The organism is Caldalkalibacillus uzonensis, assembly GCF_030814135.1.
In the GTDB taxonomy this organism is placed as follows: Bacteria; Bacillota; Bacilli; order Caldalkalibacillales; family Caldalkalibacillaceae; genus Caldalkalibacillus; species Caldalkalibacillus uzonensis.
This window is the reverse complement of sequence record NZ_JAUSUQ010000001.1, coordinates 150,065-168,970: the sequence shown is the minus strand read 5'-3', so window position 1 is coordinate 168,970 and position 18,906 is coordinate 150,065. Positions and strand designations below refer to the sequence as shown.

Sequence of the window (18,906 nt, the reverse complement as noted above, 5' to 3'; positions counted from 1 at the left end):
AAAAAATTTTTACGCTCTCGTCCACTTTTTTTGCGGTTACAGCTCCCCAGACGCCTTTTCTGGGGCTTTTTTTTGGCATGGATTTTGCTTGTTAATTCTTGAGAGCGTTTTCAGGGGGCGGGAGAAGGAAAGCTGGCCATTATCATGAACAAGGAGGGAGCAAGGATGGATATTATCTCATTTGTCATAGCCAATTGGGAGGAACTCATTCAACTGACCTGGCAACATATCAAGCTCGTGGGCTTGGCTGTTGGGGTTGCGGTTTTGACCGGGGTTCCGTTCGGGATTTACATCACTCAGCGGGAACGACTAGCCCAATTGGTGCTGTCAGTAGCTGGAATGATCATGACCATACCGAGTATTGCTCTGTTTGGCATTATGATTCCCATTTTATCCATCATTAACAGGGGAATCGGTTTCTGGCCCGCTTTTATTGCCCTGGTCCTGTATTCCCAGTTGCCAATTATCCGTAATACGTATGTGGCCATCAAAAATGTGGATCCCAACATACGCGATGCCGCCATCGGCATGGGAATGACAACCAGAGAACGGTTGTTCAAGGTGGAAATTCCCATTGCTCTGCCTGTCATTATGGCTGGAGTGCGTGTGGCTGTCGTATTAACCATCGGCATTGGGGCCATCGCCGCTTATATCGGGGCAGGGGGACTGGGGGTTTACATTGCCCGCGGCATTTCCATGAGTTATCAAACCATGATCCAAGTGGGTGCTATTGCTGTCTCTTTGTTGGCCATTCTCTTTGATCTTGTGCTGGGATATGTCCAAAAATCACTGGCACCCAAAACCGTAAAATCTTAGGACAAGTCTTAAGTCTTTACAAACAGGGAGGAAGGTGAATGTTGTGATTTTCTTTAACCAAGTGACGAAAATTTACGAAAGTGATGACAAAAAGGTCACAGCGGTGGATGGCGTCACCTTACGGGTGGAAGAGGGGCAGATTTGTGTCTTTCTAGGTCCGTCAGGTTGCGGAAAGACCACTTTGCTGCGGATGGTGAACCGCTTGATTCCCATCACCAGCGGAAGTATTGAAGTGAACGGAAAGGACATCCATGATGTCCACCCGATCGAATTGAGGCGAAATATCGGATATGTGATTCAACAGACCGGTCTGTTTCCCAATATGACCATTGAGGAAAACATTTGTGTCGTTCCCAAACTTCTGGGTTGGGACCGGGTGAAAATGAAACGGCGGTACATTGAATTGATGGACATGATGGGACTTGACCCTGAAGAGTTCCGGAACCGGTATCCCTGGGAGCTGTCAGGGGGACAGCAACAGCGGATCGGTGTGGCCCGGGCCCTCGCAGCCGATCCCCCTGTCATGCTGATGGATGAGCCTTTCGGCGCATTGGATCCCATCATACGCGACCGCTTGCAAAATGAGTTTTTACGCATTCAAAAGGAGGTTAACAAGACCATCCTCTTCGTCAGCCATGATATCAATGAAGCTTTGAAGCTGGGCAATACCATTGCCATCTTTAATGCCGGCCAGCTGATGCAGCATGGGACGCCTAACGAGATATTGTCCCAACCCCGTAATGATTTTGTGGCCCAATTTGTCGGCCAGGACAGAGCGTTGAAACGGCTCAGCCTGTTAAAGGTTCAGGATTTGGTGAGTAAAATTGGCCATTATGCCAAACGGCAAGTTCATGCCCCATCCTCAAGTCCAACGGTGACGCTGGAGACGGATCTATGGACCGCGTTAGCCCAACTGTTAGCGTCAGAAAGCGGAATGGTGGAAGTCAAAAGGGAAGATGGGACATCCATGGGCTGGCTCAATCTGAAAGATTTTGATCACATAACGGGAGCTGGTGCTGGTTCAATTGAGACAGCAGCTAAGTAAAGGGGGGATAGCATGAGAGAGCAAATGGTCGAACAAACAGTACGTCTCCTTTTAATCGGTGTTTTCGTCCTGTTTTTGAGCTGGGCGTTTGTGGAAGGGGCCTTTCAATATATGCTGGACAATACCACTGTCATACTTCATCTGGCCCTTCAGCATTTGCAATTGGTGGGCGTATCGGCGCTATTGGCCATTATCTTTGCTGTACCAGTCGGGATTGTTGTGACCCGGCCCCGATTCAAGTTTCTGGAATGGTTTGCTGTTAATTTTGCCAATATAGGCCAAACCGTTCCCAGCCTGGCCATATTGGCCTTGGTCATGAGCTATCTTGGCCTGGGCTTCTACACGGCCGTGTTCGCTTTGTGGATCGCCTCCCTGTTACCTATCTTGCGCAATACGATCACAGGGATCAAGCAAGTGGATCAAGCGGTTCTTGATGCCGGAAAAGGCATGGGCATGACAGCAAGGCAAATTTTGTGGAAGTTGGAGTTGCCCAACGCAGCTTATGCCATTTTTGCCGGGATCAGAACCTCGATCGTCATCAACGTGGGGACAGCAGCCCTGGCCTTTTTAATCGGGGGCGGCGGACTTGGAGATCTGATCTTTACTGGCATTGCCCTGCACAACACAGGCATTATGTTAGCCGGTGCCTTGCCGGTTACCTTCTTGGCCCTCACCCTTGATTATGTGCTAGGTAAGCTTGAAACAGTCATGATTTCCAAAGGTTTGCAACGCACCACAGATGCGGTGTGAAAAAATCATAAACAAACAGTTCAAGGAGGTATCACAAAAATGAAAAAGTGGAAGGGTATCTTTTGGCTATGCTTAGTAGTGGTGAGTTTGCTCCTATTAAGTGCTTGTGGTTCGAGCGATTCGAATGCTTCGGGAGATCAAGGGGGATCAAATGATGCAACTCCTCAGGCCAGTGACGATGGAGGTTCAAAAGGCAGAGTGGTTGTAGGAGGAAAAGATTTTACCGAGCAGCAAATTTTATCTAAAATCACGTCCATATATTTGAAAGAAAAAGGGTATGATGTGGAAGAAGTAGGAAGTATGGGCAGCGCAGTGGTGAGAAGTGCGCTGGAGAATGGACAGATTGATGTGTATTGGGAGTACACCGGAACAGCGCTCGTCATTTACCTGGAACAGGAAGCGGAGTCTGATCCGGAACTTGCTTATAACATTGTCAAGGAAACGGATGAAGCTAACGGACTGGTTTGGATGGATAAAGCAGACTTTAACAATACCTACGCGATTTTGATGAGACGTGATCGTGCTGAAGAGTTGGGGATTCAAACCATTTCTGAGTTGGCTGCATTTGTGAATGAACAGCCGAATGAGTTAACCTTTGCGACCAACGCGGAATTTAGCTCCAGGGAAGATGGACTGCCAGGCTTACAAGCGGCCTATGGGTTTGAATTCCCGTCTTCCAAAGTGATTCGCATGGATTCCGGATTGCTGTATAATGCCCTGCGGGATAATCAGGTGGATGTCTCCGTCGGCTTTGCCACCGACGGCCGGATCAAAGGCTTTGATTTGGTGGTTTTGGAAGATGACCAACTGTTCTTTCCTGCCTATAATGCCGTTCCTGTCATCAGACAAGCTGTGCTGGAAGAAAACGAGGAACTGGCAGAGCTGTTGAACACCTTGGCCGACCACTTGGACACTGAAACGATGGTTGAGTTAAATTACACGGTGGATGTCGAGCATAAGGATGTGACGGAAGTAGCCAGGGAATGGCTCAAGTCTGCAGGATTGATCGATTAACAACATTTGAACTTCTCTTCTCTGTCTTGACCCCCGCCAGGTTACAGGCGGGGGCTTTTTTGCCGTTGCTTAGGGATCTTTGCTCTTATTGTATTCTTGTGTGCGATCCCCGTCATATGACTAAGACCTTTTTCTCCAAAAAAACAATCGGCAAGCAATATTATTTCAGGTAACATGTTATAATAGAAGCATAAGTCATTCAGGTCTGACAAGATGAGGATCAGAAAAATATGAGTGAAGAGGTGTCCTTTAATGATTTTAGGTATTAACCCATACTTAGTCTTTGATGGTAATGGACAGGAAGCAGTAAAATTTTATGAAAAAGCATTGGATGCAAAAGTTCTTGGCATTCAAACATTCGGAGAAATGGGGGGAAATTCAGAATTAAATATCCCTGCTGAGGCGAAAGACCGGATATTACATGCGCATTTGAAAATCGGCAATACTGATCTTATGATTTCTGATACATTCCCGGGGCCCCACAGTCAACCCCATCAAATTGGCTCTCAAGTCACCATAGCCCTCACTACGGCCAATGTGGAAAAATCAAAAGAAGTATTTGCCAAGTTAAGCGAAGGTGGTCAAGTCCTCATGCCACTTCAAGAAACTTTTTGGAGCCCTTTATATGGACAAGTAACAGATAAATTTGGTGTAACCTGGCATGTTTCAACATACGTTGCAGATCATAGCTAAATGGTTAAAATGATTTTTTATGCAAGGACTAGACAGTCTGATTGGCAGGAGGGGGTAGCGGGTGCCTACCATAAAAGATATTGCTGAAATGGCCAATGTATCTCGGACAACGGTCTCACGCGTTTTAAATAATTCAGGATATGTGAGTGAGGAAGTAAGGAAACGAATATTAAAAATAATAGAAGAAACTGGGTATGTTCCAAATGAGCATGCCAAGTCTTTACGAACGAAACAGACAAAGGTCATTGGCGTTATTTTACCGAAAATCAGTACGGAAACATCGAGCAGATTGGTGAGTGGAATCGATGAAGTGCTAGCCAAAGAAGGTTATCAAATTTTACTTGCCAACACAAATTTACAGAAAGAAAAAGAGATCGAATCTATAAACCTTCTAAAAGTTCGGCAAGTTGACGGGATTATTTTAACAGCTACCAATATCAACAGGGAGCTTGTACGTGAAATCAACCAACTCAACATTCCGTTTGTCGTTATTGGACAAGAGATACCGGGTGTCTCAAATGTACTATATGATGATTATCATGCTGCAAGAGAGATCACAACGATGTTTATTGAAAAAGGGCATAAAAAAATTGCGTTTATTGGCGTTGACGAATCTGACAGGGCAGTAGGGTATTGGCGAAAAAAAGGATACTTGGACGTGATGGCAGAGCATGGCTTTGCTGTAGAAGAGGCATGGGTCCAAAAAGGCGTCTTTGATATTCAATCCGGATACGAAGCCATGAAGCGGATACTAGAACATGCCAAAAACCGTCCAACTGCTATTTTTGCTGTTACTGACCGGTTGGCAATCGGTGCCATGCAATATATGAAAGAAAAGGGTTTTTCCATTCCGAAAGAGATAGTCGTTGCGGGAATCGGGGCATCCGAATTATCAAAATATGTCACACCAACTTTGACAACCGTCGACTATCAAAACGAAAATGCTGGCCGTGAAGCGGCAAAGCTTATTTTAAATCATATTATAAAAAAGGATCAATCGACAAAAAAAATCATATTAGATTATAGACTAATAATTCGAGATAGTGTATAATGTGTGTGTAATCGATTCCATATTATTTTTAGGTGATGTGGAATCGATTACACATCGTGATTATTAAATGATGATTTTATTTATTTTTAATAATATGGAATCGGTTACATAATTGAAAAGATGTTGAAAAAGGAGTGAATAAGATGTCAGAAAACCGGCAGATTGCTCAAGAAATCATTGAAGCGGTCGGAGGAAAGGATAACATTGTGTCAGCGGCTCACTGTGCGACAAGATTACGTATGATGGTTAAGGACAAAGAGAAAATTGATTTACAAAAAGTAGAAAATATTGACAAAGTGAAAGGGGCCTTTTTCAATTCCGGTCAATTTCAAATCATCCTTGGCACAGGGACAGTGAATCGGATTTACGACGAAGTTCGCCAGTTAGGAGTTACTGGTACAACAAAGGCTGAACATGCAAAAGAAGCTGCTAAAAGTGGAAATGCATTTCAACGGGCGGTTCGTTCTTTTGGTGATGTCTTTGTTCCGATTATTCCAGTTTTAGTAGCCACAGGTTTATTTATGGGCTTACGTGGTCTGGTGATGCAAGAAAAAATCTTAGCATCTTTTGGATTAACGCCCGATCATATTTCAGAAAACTTCATTCTCTTTACTCAAGTGTTAACAGATACTGCTTTCATATTCCTGCCTGCGCTTATTGCCTGGTCAACATTCAGAGTGTTTGGTGGTACATCGGTCATCGGTTTAGTACTGGGATTAATGCTTGTTAGTCCGGCGTTGCCGAACGCGTGGGCGGTGGCAGGAGGAGATGCACAACCGATTATGTTCTTAGGGTTTATCCCCGTATTAGGTTATCAAGGTTCTGTTCTCCCCGCCTTTATCGCTGGAGTGATAGGGGCTAAGCTTGAACAAAAAATTCGCAAACGTGTCCCGGAAACGTTAGATTTAATTTTAACGCCATTCCTGACATTATTGGTCATGATTATACTCGCTTTATTTGTCATTGGTCCTGTGTTCCATACTGTAGAGGAATTGATTTTAGCAGGGACAGTAGCTGTTTTAGAATTACCGTTTGGCTTAAGCGGCTTGTTCATCGGATTTGTGCATCAAATTATCGTTATCACAGGTGTTCATCATATCTTTAACTTACTGGAGATTCAGTTATTAGAGAAATTTGGAAGTAATCCGTTCAACGCAATTATTACATGTGCCATTGCGGCCCAAGGGGGCGCTGCTTTAGCAGTCGGACTAAAAACAAAATCTAAGAAACTAAAAGCATTAGCTCTGCCATCCTCTTTATCAGCCTTCTTAGGCATTACAGAACCTGCTATTTTCGGGGTGAATTTACGATATGTCAAACCATTTATTATGGGGTTAATCGGAGGGGCAGCAGGAGGATTTGCCGCATCGATTTTCGGACTCAAAGCAACAGGTATGGCGATTACCGTGATTCCTGGTACTTTATTGTACTTAAATGGTCAAATCTTGTTATATCTTTTCGTCAATCTCATTGCGATTGGTGTGGCCTTTGCCCTAACATGGACATTTGGCTATACGGAAAATTTGAAACAGCAAATTGAAAACGATAGCAAAGCGGCATAATCAAAGCGGGAAAAGGCGAGTCATGTACTCGCCTTAAAAAGTGCAACGCTTTGTGGTCACGTTTAGCCGCTTCTGTCAAAGGAGCGATGCTCGCGTTACCGAATTCGGCTCAAGTGAAAGGACAATTGACCAAGAAATCATCATAGCAAGGAGTGTCAATCATGATCATCGTCAATTCGGAACGTGAAAAAGAGCTATTCAGTCAAGTGTACGATGAAATCAACAAATATAAAGATATTGTGTGCAAAGACCCATTTCGGTTACATTATCATATCATGCCGCCGGTGGGTTTATTAAACGACCCGAACGGATTTATTCACTTTCATGGCGTTTACCACCTGTTTTATCAATGGAACCCGTTTGATACAAAACATGGATCAAAATTTTGGGGACATTATACATCTGCCGATCTCGTTCACTGGGAGCATCAGCCGCCTGCCTTAGCGCCTAGTGAATGGTATGAAAAAAATGGCTGTTATTCAGGAAGTGCGATTGAACATGAAGGAAAGATGTTCCTTTTTTATACAGGTAATGTAAAAAATAGAGAAGGAAACCGTGAATCGTATCAATGCTTAGCGATATCCCAGGACGGGATTCATTTCAAAAAAAAGGGGCCAATTATTCGTCTTCCTCAAGGATATACGGCTCATTTTCGTGATCCGAAGGTATGGAAAAAGGGCGAGACATGGTATTTAGTCATTGGGGCACAAAGTGAGAAGGAAGAAGGCAGGGTCGTGCTTTACTCATCCAAGGATCTGTACACATGGAAATATTTAGGTGCTCTTGCCGGTGGAAATATGAATGGTCTTGGGGAATTCGGCTATATGTGGGAATGTCCGGACTTGTTTGAACTCGATGGACAAGATGTTTTGATTGTTTCTCCCCAAGGATTACAGCCAAAGGGATATTCGTATAATAATCTTTATCAAACAGGTTATTTTGTTGGAAAAATGGACTATAAAAATATAAATTTTGAGCATGGTGAGTTCATAGAATTGGATCGTGGCTTTGACTTTTATGCTCCGCAAACAACGTTAGATGAACAAGGAAGAAGAATCTTAATAGGATGGATGGGGGTTCCGGAGGAAAATGAAGCTTATCACCCAACCATCCATCATCGGTGGATCCATTGCATGACCATACCGCGGCAACTTAAATTAAAAGATGGCAGACTTTATCAAAAACCTGTCGATGAATTACAAATGCTTCGGGAAAAAGAGGTAACCTATCCCCATGTACAAATCGCTGGAAGGGCAATAAAATTGGAGCAGGTCAATGGAAAAGCCGTTGAGATGATCCTCGATTCAATGCACTTTGCTACAGAAAGCCTTGAAATTTCATTTAAGGGACATGCCCGTTTCATTTACGACCCTGTTAAAAAACGGGCTACGCTTGAACGAAAAAGTCTAAAAGAAGACAAAATCGAATCCAGGCATTGTGAAGTGCCCTCTCTTCATAAATTACACATTTTTTTAGATACATCTTCCGCCGAAATTTTTCTAAACGATGGAGAAGAGGTTTTTTCATCAAGGATATTTGGAGATGTCGCCGATGAATCCATTGTTTTCTCTTCAAAGGGAAAGGTCACGTTCCGCTTGAAAAAGTGGACATTAAGGAAGATCTTTGAATAAGGGAGAAGCAAGCGAGTGTTTTAGTGTATACCCCTCGGGTAGAAGGTCTTTAAATCTCAGGAATGAGAAAGAATTACCAGAAGGCCTGACTTCAAATGGAACACCTGTGTGTTCCATGGGCTATGAGATGGCGTATTGGGGCGCAGAAGGCCGATATCTTAAATTTCGCTGTTCCCATGCTACGGGAAAAGTGGATTGCCCTCATGATAAAACCAAAATTAACCATGGAAATCACCATTGAGGTCTTAGGGTGAGTTACTTCACAGCTCCCCAATAAGCCACCGTACGCCTTGCGGTGTAGTTGCCTTTTTAAGCACTGGTGTTGCAGCACCGGTGCTCGTTTTTTTATGTAACTAATACCAGTCTTATGCAAAAGACTCCAAAGAAGAAGAGTGTAGAAATAGCTTATTATCATACTAACCTGATCCCGAAATTTGGCATGACTAAAATATATTTATGAAGAACCGATATTAATAGTGAAGGTACTTGATATTCCATAAAAATTCGTGTGCTTTCCTGAATAGCCGGAAAGAAAAGGAGGGTAACATAGCTACCAATTTGATGTCTTGTATTTTGATGTCCTGTATTTATCTAAAAATATCAAGTATTAGTCTAAGTTAGGGACAGAGTCTAATTGACAGGAGGTTTTGAAAAAATGTATGTAGCCGATTTTGTAAGAACTCTAATCGAAAAGAGAAATGTGGGAGCAGGGATTTATCTCATACTCAATATACTTCTTGTTATTTTTCTTTTCGGTGGTTTTGACCATCCTCAAGGTATAGTTACCGGTTTATTCATTTACGCACTCTCTCTCACAATTGCCCTATCTCCTGTAGGTGAATGGGTTCTTCGTAAGCAACTCGGTTGTAAGCCACTTGTAAGGCGAGAGCATATTGAAAGACTACAGCCACTATTTGAAGAAGTAAAGGAAAGAGCTAGAGCTTTGGATCCATCTATTCCACAAGATGTGAAGCTATTTATTTCCAATGATAATGAGCCTAACGCCTTTGCTACTGGCAGAAAAACAATCTGTGTGACAAAAGGATTCTTACAATATTCAGATGAGCAAATCAAAGCAACTTTAGCTCATGAATTTGGCCACTTGTCAAAGAAGGATACGGATCTCATATTATTCATTTCGGTTGGAAATTTGATTGTGGCAACTATTTTTGTTATTTATCGTATAATATTCTATATCATTGGCTTTATGGCAGGTGCTGTTTATAGAAGCTTAGCCCCGATTATTATCACAATATTTGTTGACCTAATTCTGGTGGGTTTAATTTGGATATGGACAAAAATTGGAACTCTTCTTGTCATGCATTCAAACCGGCAAAATGAATATTTTGCCGATGATTTTGCACGTCGCTGTGGCTATGGTGAGCACTTGATATCAGTATTGGATAGCCTGAGCCAACATGATCAAAGTTCCGGAAAAGGACTGTGGGCAAATTTAGCTGCTAGTCATCCTGATGCTGACCAAAGAATAGCGAGATTAGAAAAAGTTGTTGCAGCAAATGTATGAAAATGAGAAGAATTTCTCCTTATTAACATAACGCGTCAAACATTATTATCCATTTCTTTCACAAAGAACTCAGGGTAACAATCCTTGAGTTCTTTTTTGGAATGATTCTTTCATCTTACATAGTACATACGTTTACATAGGTGATGCTTCAGAAATAACAGCAGGGCTGGAGGAAACAGAGCATCCGCGTCGAACATACAAAGATAAATCAATAAACACAGAGGTGACCAGTGTTGAAGATGCTCGTCGTGGAAGATGAAGCGAAAATCATGGATAATATATGCCACTATTTTCGCCGGGAAGGATGGGAAGTGTACCCTGCGGAGGACGGATTACAAGCGATGCAAATTTTCACAACTCACCAGCCTTTTGATATGGTGACTCTGGATTGGATGCTTCCTGAGAGAGATGGTCTGGAAGTATGCCGGGAGATTCGTGCCCGATCGACGGTACCCATTATATTTTTGACTGCTAAAACAGATGAAATTGATAAACTGTTAGGGCTGGAATTGGGGGCCGATGACTATATAACCAAGCCTTTTTCACTCAGAGAACTGGCCACCCGCATTAAGGTGATTTTACAGCGTGTGCAGCCTGACGGCCATGTCCCACATCCCGTGGCCAGGGGCACTTCCTCCGCTGCAGCTTCACAAGCCAAACAGGGCGTTCTGGAACGGGGCGAGCTGCGTATCCTGAGGGATGAACACCGGGTGATCCTGCATGGTCGTGAATTAGCCTTGACACCAACCGAATTCGTTGTCATCTGTCTACATTTTTGGTTTTTCCCACGACTTAGCTCAAGCTTTTGATCCCACAGGGGCAGCCCTCCTTCCGGAAAAGCTGGCAGCGGGTGAAATGATCCTTTCGGACGTGGCCGCCGACAGACTAGGAGTTGAGGAAAACGAAATTCCCCGTTTTTTCAACTCGATGACGTTCAGATAGACGATGATCTCTCACTTTTTCACCTCCAGTAACCCATTCCCGTGAACTTTGGGCATCTGATGTTTGAATGAATTGGGCAGCAACTTGCCGGTTATCTCTTTCTTGTGGTGAAATTTGCACATGCATATATTTGAACTCACCATTTTTTTCAACGGGTAACTTACTGAATGGTTTCCATTTTACTTTAAATTGACCTTTTAAGCGGATTGGCTCCTCAGCTTGATCGCGAACCATCCGAGAAGCGCTGCCCAGCCCAATCCGCCCGCATAACCGGCAATACTAATCAGCAGAACACCAAGCGAAAATCCTCCCAGTATGGACCACATATCCGCATAAAACTGGAAATCGACGATAATGCCTGCATCCAGTTTGAGTAAATCTCCCATGACACCCCTCAGTTGCATGAAAAGCTGACTTATCCTGTAACCCAGACATTGAACAGCGTTATGCCACTCATTTTGTTGCCAAAAGTACAAAGGGAGCAATAACAGAAACAGGATGGAATTTTGACAACAGTTATGCCCGTCTGCCGGAATCATTTTTCAGCCTTGTCAACCCAACCCCTGTACGCGCGCCGAAGTTGATTATTCTCAATGATTCGTTAGCAACGTCCCTAGGTTTGAATCCCGCTGCACTGAGGACGGAAGACGGCGTAGCGGCATTTGCTGGAAACAAGATTCCGGAAGGGGCTGTACCGCTTGCACAAGCATATGCAGGACACCAATTCGGGCATTTTACGATGTTAGGGGACGGACGGGCCGTGCTGCTTGGCGAGCAAATGACACCCCAAGGCGAGCGTTTTGATATTCAGCTAAAGGGTTCAGGCAGAACACCATATTCCCGGGGTGGGGATGGCCGGGCGGCACTGGGGCCGATGCTGCGCGAATACTTAATTAGCGAAGCGATGCACGCACTTGGCATTCCGACCACTCGCAGTCTAGCCGTGGTGACAACCGGTGAGTCAGTCATCCGCGAAACCGACCTGCCCGGTGCCATTCTGACCCGTGTAGCTGCCAGTCATCTGCGTGTCGGCACTTTTCAATACGTTGCAAATTGGGGCACCATTGAGGAACTCCGAACACTCGCTGATTATACGTTACAAAGACATCTTCCCGATATTGAAGCGGATGAGAATCGATATCTTTCGCTGCTTAAGGAAGTAGTCAGACGTCAGGCCGAGCTCATCGCCAAATGGCAGCTGGTCGGTTTTATCCACGGTGTGATGAACACCGATAACATGGCCATCAGCGGAGAAACGATTGATTATGGTCCTTGTGCTTTCATGGATACTTATGACCCGGAAACCGTGTTCAGTTCCATTGACATTCACGGTCGCTACGCCTATGGAAATCAGCCGCCAATGGCTTTGTGGAATCTGGCCAGATTCGCTGAAGCGTTATTGCCGTTGCTGCATGACAATCAGGAGCAGGCCGTCCAAATAGCCCAGGATGCGATTTCAGACTTTACTAAGCATTTCCGCCGCTATTGGCTCGCGGGCATGAGAGCAAAACTGGGAATTTTTAATGAAGAACCAGAGGATGAATCCTTAATTGAGGGACTTCTCAGTATGATGCACAAGCATCGTGCGGACTATACGAATACCTTTCGTGCATTAACTTTTGAAAAGCTGGAGGATGCGGCCCTTTTCAGACTACAGAATTTGCAGAGTGGCAAAAACAGTGGCAGGCGAGACGAGACAGGCAGCCTGAATCGAAGGACGCCTCGCAGCAGTTGATGCGTCACTCTAATCCTGCCGTCATTTCACGTAACCACCGGGTAGAAGAGGCACTAGAAGCGGCAGTGAATCAGGGAGACTATAGCGTGCTGGAGCGGCTTTTAAACGTTCTTTCACAACCGTACGCACACTCTCCTGAACAGGAGGAGTACACCACATTGCCTGAACCGTCAGATCGTCCTTACCGAACCTTTTGCGGTACCTAGAAACTAACAATGTATGATTTTTGGACAGCTAATAGAGTGGTATATATAAGAGTGGCATATACATCACTCTCTTTATACGAGACTCTCCCTCAATACATTATGGTTTATCTCGCTCCTTTTTATTGTTCCTATAATCCACAGATGGATAGTGAGATCAAAATCACAACATTGTGCGTATGTGATAAAATAATAGTCGGAAACATGGATAAAGATCGGACAAGTAAGGAGCTCTCTTATGAATTATTGTGCAATAATTGGTGATATCGTAGGTTCCAAAAACATCAAAAACCGAAAAAAGGTTCAGGAACAGTTTCAATCTGTAATACAAATGGCCAATGATCAATATGACGCTTATATAGCCTCGTACTTTACAATAACGCTGGGGGACGAATTTCAGGGATTATTATATACTCCGAGTATATGTTTTGACGTTATAGATTTTATCAAGGAAAAAATGAAACCGGTGGATCTGGTGTTTGGTATCGGCGTCGGCTCAATGGAAACGAGTTTCTCTAAAACGGTAGCGATTGGATCGGATGGTCCAGCGTATTGGTATGCGAGGAAAATGGTTGAAAAAGCCAAATTAAAAAAACCATCAATATGTTTTTTTTCGGATTCTCCTGAGGATGAATTGATCAATGCCTTAATCCTGTTTACAGAAGCTTGTACACAGTCACAAACAAAAAGACAACAGGAGGTTGTCGGTTTATACAAAGAGCTTGGCTCTCAATATAAAGTAGCAGAAAAACTAAAAATCAGTCAGAGTGCTGTCAGTGTGACTTTACAAAAAGCACTTTTCAAAGAGATTGAGCATAGTCAAAAAGTGATCAAGCGTTTTTTAGAAGAAAAATGGGCATAAAAACGCTCATTGGCAAAAAATAAACGCTACAGTTTATTGTTGATGATGATAATCTCTGGAATTTATTATTTATTTTTTACATTGGTATAAGGAAATGGGGAAAATGTCTGAAATATTGATTATAAGTCTGTTTCTATTGAGTCATGTTTTGGCAGATTTTTATTTTCCGACCGATAAATTGAAAAATATGGGTAACAGCAATCTCAGCATTTTGTGGCACTCAACGACCTTTTTGCTTTGCTCTCTCATATTAACGAGTGCTTTTTTTAATCTGACCCTTTTCGCCGTTATCCTCATCATTGCTGTTTTTCATTTTGTCATAAATAAAATTAAAATCAGCTTTCCTAATGACCATAAGCCTTTAACGTCATTATTATTGTTGATATCCGAGCAGCTGGCCCGTATTGTCATCATCGTCGCTGCGTATCCTTTTCTGACAAACACGGAGCTAAACGCGTGGGCTAATAGGGTTATAGGGTATGTGATGATGTATTACCCGTTTTTGGAAGCAGTCAATCATATCAATCTTTTGGCTTATATCGTACTTGTTGCAGCAGCGATGTTATTTTCGATAAGAGGGGGGACGGAATTGTCCCTGTTGATCATTAATTTACCCAATGAAAAAACTGACTATAATCCAAAGGACAAAACAGGGCCAATCATTGAGCAGCTCGGTCGGAATGAAGTTGCCGCAACAACTGAGATTTATGATCGTAGCGACAATTTTGAAGATCATCGCAAAGAAGAACTTAAAAGATATGGAAAAGTAATCGGAAATATTGAAAGGCTCATCATTATCTTTGCCATGCTCATCAATCAATATCAATTAATTGCACTCTTGGTGGCAATTAAGTCTATTGGACGCTTTAAGGAACTGAATAATAAAACAAGTGATTATTACATTGTCGGCACTTTTGCCAGTTTTTCAATCGCCTTTTTGATTGGTTTCATCCTTGTTTCCGTAAGAAGTATGCTCTTAGGGTAGGGACTATGAGTAAGGGATTAGCACTTTCTTGAAAGTAAAGCTGAAGAGGAATTAAATATCTCTAAACAAAAAATCGAACGTAAAATTTCAGAGCTTAAACAAATTAAAAAGTTGAACATGGAAGAAGATAATACAGTAGTAAGATACTTGTTAGAACAGTTACCTGAATATCACAAAAGATTAGAAGATGAATTGAAAATTTATTATCATTTTATAGAAGACGTAATAAATAAATTAAAAAATATTGAGTTTGTACTTAATGTTCAACCTATTAATATTAATATCAAACCACTCCAGGATGAGATATCACGTATAAATCATGAAAAACTCTCGAAGATCCAAAAGAAAAAATAGACAAATTAAAAAAACAACAGATATTTCTTGAACATAAGAAGTTGGCTAGTAGAGTAAAGGATAAGATTATGAAATATTTAAAATCACTCAAGTGGCATGAAAAATGTAGGAACGCAAAACTCCCGCGTCAAGCTTTAACAAATAGGATAACATTATTATTCATTAGTTTACATAATATATATTATCGGACTCAACTGAAAAGCTTTAAGTGGCCTTTATTTGGGGTCACTTTTTCCAAATTAATATTAATATTTGTTTTTTGCATTCCTAACTTTTGCGTTCTATGCTATTGGTCCAATCTAACTTCAGTTTTTTTATTCTAAGCTAAATTCAGCTAGGCGCAATACGATTTGATCTTCAATTTGTTTCATTTCGGATGAGTCTCCTGTAAAGTTATTGATCATAATTATTGAGAAAATCAGCCAGTGATCATCTCGGGTTGTCACATATCCAGATAGAGATGATTTTGTTGTTAACGCCCCGGTTTTAACGTGTACTTTTACCAACTGCCAATTTCTTTTAATTTTTAATAAGATGTTAACTGAGCATAACAAGTTGGATCCTCCACACTCACTCTGGCTCTATAAGCAGGGGCACCAAGCGGAATCTCTCCTTAAACTTTAATCAAGTTTTTATCATGCTCGTCACACAACAGAAATAATCTGGCGTGTTTCTTGTTTTGATGTATGAGCAAAGTTCAATATGTTTACATCCGGATAGACATCTACAATCACTGTTCCCGCCTGATATTTTTCATCCGGAGCCAAAGTGAGGGCAGAAACCTGAGCACCGGCCCAACCTGTTTCATTACAGGTATAAGGGAAATATCACCGTAGTGGGAGAACAGAATTTCGCCTGTGCCCCCTTCCGTATAGTAACTGCGGCGATTACATACTTCAAATGTGTTTCATAAACGACCATTATCCTTTCCAACTTTTTGGTTTTGTATAGAGTATCTCCAGTTAAAAATTTGAGTATTAATATTTAATTTTCTCTTTCCTTTTTCCTATGCTTTTTGTATAATAAGAACAAACGTTCTGGAACATATATTCCTGGAACATACGTTTTGTTTAGTGAGGAGGAAATTCAATGATTGAATGGAAGGGTTGCTTAGTTTCTCACTCTGGTTGGTGGCGTTAACAATTCTCAGTTTCATTTTTAAGGGGGAGACGGTTTCCGAATAAAACATAAAATCCCCCTCCTCCCCGTCCATTCCTCTTCTCCATTACAAACAATGGTCGAAACACGGATAGTCCAATGTTAAAATAATAATGATGCTAGAGTTTGGATACTAAAGGAGATGAAAGTATGGACACGAAAGTGTATAAAGCCTTGACCATCGCTGGCTCAGATACGAGTGGAGGAGCAGGCATCCAAGCCGATCTTAAAGCTTTTCAGTCCCGCTACGTATACGGTTTGACAGCACTGACCACAATCGTGGCACAGGACCCTGACCGCAATTGGTTCCATGCTGTCTACCCTCTTCCCGCAGAAACAGTGCAAGCACAACTAAACACGGTGCTTTCCGGCATTGGTGTTGATGCTGTAAAAACAGGTATGCTGCCGACCTCTGAAATCATCGAACTGGTCGCTGAAACTATTGACCGTCATCAACTTGACCGTGTTGTTGTTGATCCAGTAATGGTATGTAAAGGGGCTGACGAACCTGTTAATCCTGACGCTGCTGCCAGTTTAAGGGACGTGCTTGTGCCAAAAGCAACCGTTGTTACGCCTAATTTGTTTGAGGCCGCACAGTTGAGCCAACGCCCTGCTATTAATTCCATCGATGATATGAAAGAGGCAGCAACAATCATTCATCAATTAGGCCCCCGTTACGTAGTCATCAAAGGCGGAAAATTAAAAAATGATAAGGCAGTTGATCTTTTGTATGATGGCCAGTCTTTTGAACTTTTGGAGTGGGACCGGGTGGATACGGCATATACTCACGGCGCCGGTTGTACATTTGCAGCCATCATTGCTGCTGAGCTGGCTAAAGGAGCTTCTGTTAAGGTAGCTGTGCATCAAGCCAAAAAATACATTACACTGGCTATCCGTCAAGGATTTAAGTTGAATCAATATGTTGGCTCTATTAACCATCTTGCTCTAAATAATTCCTCACATGCTTGAAGCATTGCACAACATGCCAAACTGTTCAATCCACCCATGACACGGTAGCGTCAGGGTGGAATATTTTTTGTTTTGTCCATCAAAGTAAGTGGGTTGAAAGGAGATTCAGCTTGGTTGCCTCAACACATGAATCATTTGGCCTGATGTGGGGCCTGCTGACTATTATGTTTATGCAATCATCGGGTACGCTCCCTTTTACTGATCCTTTAAGTTATGGTTTTTTTCTCATTTTAGTGCTCATAGGCAGCATTTTTCCCGATATTGATAAATTCCGCTCCCGGTTAGGACGCAAGTTGTGGTTTCTGTCTGCCTTCATCAGTGTATTGTTTAGCCACCGTGGGTTCACCCATTCCCTGCTTTTTATTGTTATCATGGGAGTTAGCAGTTTGTGGGTTACACAGGCTTTAGATGTCCATCCTGTTTATGCGCTGGGTTGGACCCTTGGCGTTGCCTGCCATGTGGCAGGAGATTTTATGACCAAGGGAGGGGTGGCTTTATTATATCCTTATAAAAAACGATTTGCCTTTCCCCTCTCCATTCGAACCGGCAGCTTAACTGAACGGGGAATACTCTTTGTTCTTGTTATGATCAATCTCTACTTGTTTTTGTTACTGTTAACAAATATAAAACTGCCTGTCATAAATCTGTTTGTCGTTCCATAGAGTTGTGATAAAATGTGTTTTGTGTGACTAGTTTTGGTTAATTATGTTGGAAGGGAGACTCTTCTACATGTCATTACTTGAAGCGCTCATTTTAGGAATCGTTCAAGGCATTACAGAGTTTTTGCCCATCTCAAGTACGGCTCATATTGTCATTACTTCTTTGCTGCTAGATTTGCCGTTCCCAGGTCTGGTTATGGAGATCTTCTTACACTTGGCATCTGTGCTGGCTGTCATTATTTATTTCCGCCGCGATTTAGCCCAAATCATTACAGGATTTTTTGCTTTCATACGTTACCGTTCTCCTCATGATAAAGTTTCGTTTATATTCAGTATCTATATTATTATCGCCACGATGATCACTGGAGTGTTAGGTGTGATTCTGACCGATTTTATCGCAGAATCTCTAAAAACCCCCCCTGTTATTGCCATTTCATTAGTTGTGACAGGAAGTTTGCTTATTTTTATAGAACGTTTTCATCGCTACGGTAATAAAAATGAAGAAACAATGGGCTTAAAAGATACCTTTGTAGTTGCCTTGGGCCAAACGCTAGCCGTCATCCCTGGCATCTCCCGTTCAGGTGCCACTTTGGTTGCTGCCTTATGGACAGGATTAAACAGGGAAACAGCTGTACGCTTTTCGTTTTTGCTGGCTATTCCCGTTATTTTAGGCTCAACTGTATTACTGGTGAAAGACTTCGAACCGGGATTGGTTAATGAAATTGGTATTATCCCGTTGGTCATTGCTTTTATTGCTTCCTTTATCTTCTCCATCATCGGGATCATTTGGTTAATTGATTTCTTGAAAAAAAGCCGTCTGATTTACTTTGCCATCTATTGTTATATCCTGGCTGCCTTTGTTTACTTCTACCTTGATCGTTCACTGATTATTGATTTATAACTATGGTTAAAGAATACCCGACCGGCGGGCCGGACGTATACTTTACCTACG

Annotated in this window: 19 protein-coding genes and 2 pseudogenes; 18 read left to right on the top strand and 3 right to left on the bottom strand. The window is 42.4% G+C overall.

Annotated features, from left to right (window positions below):
* The first annotated feature begins 165 nt into the window (after positions 1 to 165).
* The 11 genes and pseudogenes from J2S00_RS00850 (at position 166) to J2S00_RS00800 (ending at position 10,896) form a co-directional block, all read left to right on the top strand.
* Complete coding sequence (locus J2S00_RS00850) at positions 166 to 816, top strand: ABC transporter permease (protein ID WP_307334490.1); 651 nt, start codon at positions 166 to 168, stop codon at positions 814 to 816.
* 34 nt (positions 817 to 850) lie between these two features.
* Positions 851 to 1,861 carry an ABC transporter ATP-binding protein gene (locus tag J2S00_RS00845; protein WP_307334485.1) on the top strand — a complete coding sequence of 337 codons (1,011 nt, stop codon included), beginning with the start codon at positions 851 to 853 and terminating at the stop codon, positions 1,859 to 1,861.
* Positions 1,862 to 1,873: 12 nt separating this feature from the next.
* Complete coding sequence (locus J2S00_RS00840) at positions 1,874 to 2,611, top strand: ABC transporter permease (RefSeq protein WP_307334483.1); 738 nt, start codon at positions 1,874 to 1,876, stop codon at positions 2,609 to 2,611.
* Positions 2,612 to 2,650: 39 nt separating this feature from the next.
* On the top strand, positions 2,651 to 3,625 hold the full coding sequence (locus J2S00_RS00835) for a glycine betaine ABC transporter substrate-binding protein (RefSeq protein WP_307334482.1): 975 nt from the start codon (positions 2,651 to 2,653) through the stop codon (positions 3,623 to 3,625).
* Between the two features lie 252 nt (positions 3,626 to 3,877).
* Positions 3,878 to 4,318: a VOC family protein gene (locus tag J2S00_RS00830; RefSeq protein WP_307334479.1), complete on the top strand. Its 441-nt coding sequence runs from the start codon at positions 3,878 to 3,880 to the stop codon at positions 4,316 to 4,318.
* Positions 4,319 to 4,379: 61 nt separating this feature from the next.
* Entirely contained in the window at positions 4,380 to 5,369 is a 990-nt protein-coding gene (locus J2S00_RS00825; protein ID WP_307334477.1) for a LacI family DNA-binding transcriptional regulator, read from the top strand.
* 143 nt (positions 5,370 to 5,512) lie between these two features.
* Entirely contained in the window at positions 5,513 to 6,931 is a 1,419-nt protein-coding gene (locus tag J2S00_RS00820) for a sucrose-specific PTS transporter subunit IIBC (RefSeq protein WP_307334475.1), read from the top strand.
* A 161-nt stretch (positions 6,932 to 7,092) separates the two neighbouring features.
* Positions 7,093 to 8,562 carry a glycoside hydrolase family 32 protein gene (locus J2S00_RS00815; protein ID WP_307334472.1) on the top strand — a complete coding sequence of 490 codons (1,470 nt, stop codon included), beginning with the start codon at positions 7,093 to 7,095 and terminating at the stop codon, positions 8,560 to 8,562.
* Between the two features lie 49 nt (positions 8,563 to 8,611).
* A pseudogene (locus J2S00_RS20015) lies at positions 8,612 to 8,797 on the top strand (transposase); the annotation flags it as partial.
* A 420-nt stretch (positions 8,798 to 9,217) separates the two neighbouring features.
* Positions 9,218 to 10,087, top strand: coding sequence for a zinc metalloprotease HtpX (locus J2S00_RS00805; protein ID WP_307334470.1), 870 nt, complete (start codon positions 9,218 to 9,220; stop codon positions 10,085 to 10,087).
* Between the two features lie 239 nt (positions 10,088 to 10,326).
* A complete protein-coding gene (locus J2S00_RS00800) occupies positions 10,327 to 10,896 on the top strand; it encodes a response regulator transcription factor (RefSeq protein WP_307335189.1) in 570 nt (189 codons plus the stop codon).
* A 76-nt stretch (positions 10,897 to 10,972) separates the two neighbouring features.
* Here the strand turns inward: J2S00_RS00800 and J2S00_RS00795 are convergent, their stop codons facing one another.
* Both J2S00_RS00795 and J2S00_RS00790 read right to left on the bottom strand, forming a co-directional pair.
* Positions 10,973 to 11,263: a hypothetical protein gene (locus J2S00_RS00795; RefSeq protein WP_307334468.1), complete on the bottom strand. Its 291-nt coding sequence runs from the start codon at positions 11,261 to 11,263 to the stop codon at positions 10,973 to 10,975.
* On the bottom strand, positions 11,227 to 11,568 hold the full coding sequence (locus tag J2S00_RS00790; RefSeq protein WP_307334466.1) for a hypothetical protein: 342 nt from the start codon (positions 11,566 to 11,568) through the stop codon (positions 11,227 to 11,229). Before J2S00_RS00790 ends, J2S00_RS00795 begins: the two co-directional genes overlap by 37 nt.
* On the opposite strand from J2S00_RS00790, the pseudogene J2S00_RS00785 reads away from it, so the two are divergent.
* The 4 genes and pseudogenes from J2S00_RS00785 (at position 11,514) to J2S00_RS00770 (ending at position 15,168) form a co-directional block, all read left to right on the top strand.
* Positions 11,514 to 12,970: pseudogene (locus tag J2S00_RS00785) on the top strand (protein adenylyltransferase SelO). The gene J2S00_RS00790 and the pseudogene J2S00_RS00785 overlap by 55 nt on opposite strands.
* A 235-nt stretch (positions 12,971 to 13,205) precedes the next feature.
* Positions 13,206 to 13,829, top strand: coding sequence for a SatD family protein (locus J2S00_RS00780; RefSeq protein ID WP_307334464.1), 624 nt, complete (start codon positions 13,206 to 13,208; stop codon positions 13,827 to 13,829).
* Between the two features lie 103 nt (positions 13,830 to 13,932).
* Entirely contained in the window at positions 13,933 to 14,814 is an 882-nt protein-coding gene (locus J2S00_RS00775; RefSeq protein WP_307334461.1) for a DUF3307 domain-containing protein, read from the top strand.
* A gap of 117 nt (positions 14,815 to 14,931) precedes the next feature.
* Positions 14,932 to 15,168 (top strand): hypothetical protein, encoded by a 237-nt coding sequence (locus J2S00_RS00770; RefSeq protein WP_307334457.1) that lies wholly within the window; start codon positions 14,932 to 14,934, stop codon positions 15,166 to 15,168.
* 314 nt (positions 15,169 to 15,482) lie between these two features.
* On the opposite strand, the gene J2S00_RS00765 is transcribed toward J2S00_RS00770, so the two are convergent.
* Positions 15,483 to 15,722 carry a D-alanyl-D-alanine carboxypeptidase gene (locus J2S00_RS00765; RefSeq protein WP_307334455.1) on the bottom strand — a complete coding sequence of 80 codons (240 nt, stop codon included), beginning with the start codon at positions 15,720 to 15,722 and terminating at the stop codon, positions 15,483 to 15,485.
* Positions 15,723 to 16,476: 754 nt separating this feature from the next.
* Here J2S00_RS00765 and pdxK point away from each other — a divergent pair.
* The 3 genes from pdxK (at position 16,477) to J2S00_RS00750 (ending at position 18,855) form a co-directional block, all read left to right on the top strand.
* A complete protein-coding gene (pdxK, locus tag J2S00_RS00760) occupies positions 16,477 to 17,295 on the top strand; it encodes a pyridoxine/pyridoxal/pyridoxamine kinase (RefSeq protein WP_307334452.1) in 819 nt (272 codons plus the stop codon).
* 110 nt (positions 17,296 to 17,405) lie between these two features.
* Complete coding sequence (locus tag J2S00_RS00755) at positions 17,406 to 17,957, top strand: metal-dependent hydrolase (RefSeq protein WP_307334450.1); 552 nt, start codon at positions 17,406 to 17,408, stop codon at positions 17,955 to 17,957.
* A 67-nt stretch (positions 17,958 to 18,024) separates the two neighbouring features.
* Positions 18,025 to 18,855 carry an undecaprenyl-diphosphate phosphatase gene (locus tag J2S00_RS00750; protein WP_307334447.1) on the top strand — a complete coding sequence of 277 codons (831 nt, stop codon included), beginning with the start codon at positions 18,025 to 18,027 and terminating at the stop codon, positions 18,853 to 18,855.
* The last annotated feature ends 51 nt before the right edge of the window (positions 18,856 to 18,906 follow it).

Excerpts from the sequence above, each read along its gene's own strand:
- J2S00_RS00750 (WP_307334447.1), top strand. The coding sequence starts at position 18,025 with ATGTCATTACTTGAAGCGCTCATTTTAGGAATCGTTCAAGGCATTACA.
- J2S00_RS00800 (WP_307335189.1), top strand. The coding sequence starts at position 10,327 with ATGCTCGTCGTGGAAGATGAAGCGAAAATCATGGATAATATATGCCAC.
- J2S00_RS00815 (WP_307334472.1), top strand. The coding sequence starts at position 7,093 with ATGATCATCGTCAATTCGGAACGTGAAAAAGAGCTATTCAGTCAAGTG.
- J2S00_RS00780 (WP_307334464.1), top strand. The coding sequence starts at position 13,206 with ATGAATTATTGTGCAATAATTGGTGATATCGTAGGTTCCAAAAACATC.
- J2S00_RS00840 (WP_307334483.1), top strand. The coding sequence starts at position 1,874 with ATGAGAGAGCAAATGGTCGAACAAACAGTACGTCTCCTTTTAATCGGT.
- J2S00_RS00835 (WP_307334482.1), top strand. The coding sequence starts at position 2,651 with ATGAAAAAGTGGAAGGGTATCTTTTGGCTATGCTTAGTAGTGGTGAGT.
- J2S00_RS00850 (WP_307334490.1), top strand. The coding sequence starts at position 166 with ATGGATATTATCTCATTTGTCATAGCCAATTGGGAGGAACTCATTCAA.
- pdxK (WP_307334452.1), top strand. The coding sequence starts at position 16,477 with ATGGACACGAAAGTGTATAAAGCCTTGACCATCGCTGGCTCAGATACG.
- J2S00_RS00830 (WP_307334479.1), top strand. The coding sequence starts at position 3,878 with ATGATTTTAGGTATTAACCCATACTTAGTCTTTGATGGTAATGGACAG.
- J2S00_RS00795 (WP_307334468.1), bottom strand. The coding sequence starts at position 11,263 with ATGGTTCGCGATCAAGCTGAGGAGCCAATCCGCTTAAAAGGTCAATTT.
- J2S00_RS00775 (WP_307334461.1), top strand. The coding sequence starts at position 13,933 with ATGTCTGAAATATTGATTATAAGTCTGTTTCTATTGAGTCATGTTTTG.
- J2S00_RS00820 (WP_307334475.1), top strand. The coding sequence starts at position 5,513 with ATGTCAGAAAACCGGCAGATTGCTCAAGAAATCATTGAAGCGGTCGGA.
- J2S00_RS00790 (WP_307334466.1), bottom strand. The coding sequence starts at position 11,568 with ATGATTCCGGCAGACGGGCATAACTGTTGTCAAAATTCCATCCTGTTT.
- J2S00_RS00805 (WP_307334470.1), top strand. The coding sequence starts at position 9,218 with ATGTATGTAGCCGATTTTGTAAGAACTCTAATCGAAAAGAGAAATGTG.
- J2S00_RS00770 (WP_307334457.1), top strand. The coding sequence starts at position 14,932 with ATGGAAGAAGATAATACAGTAGTAAGATACTTGTTAGAACAGTTACCT.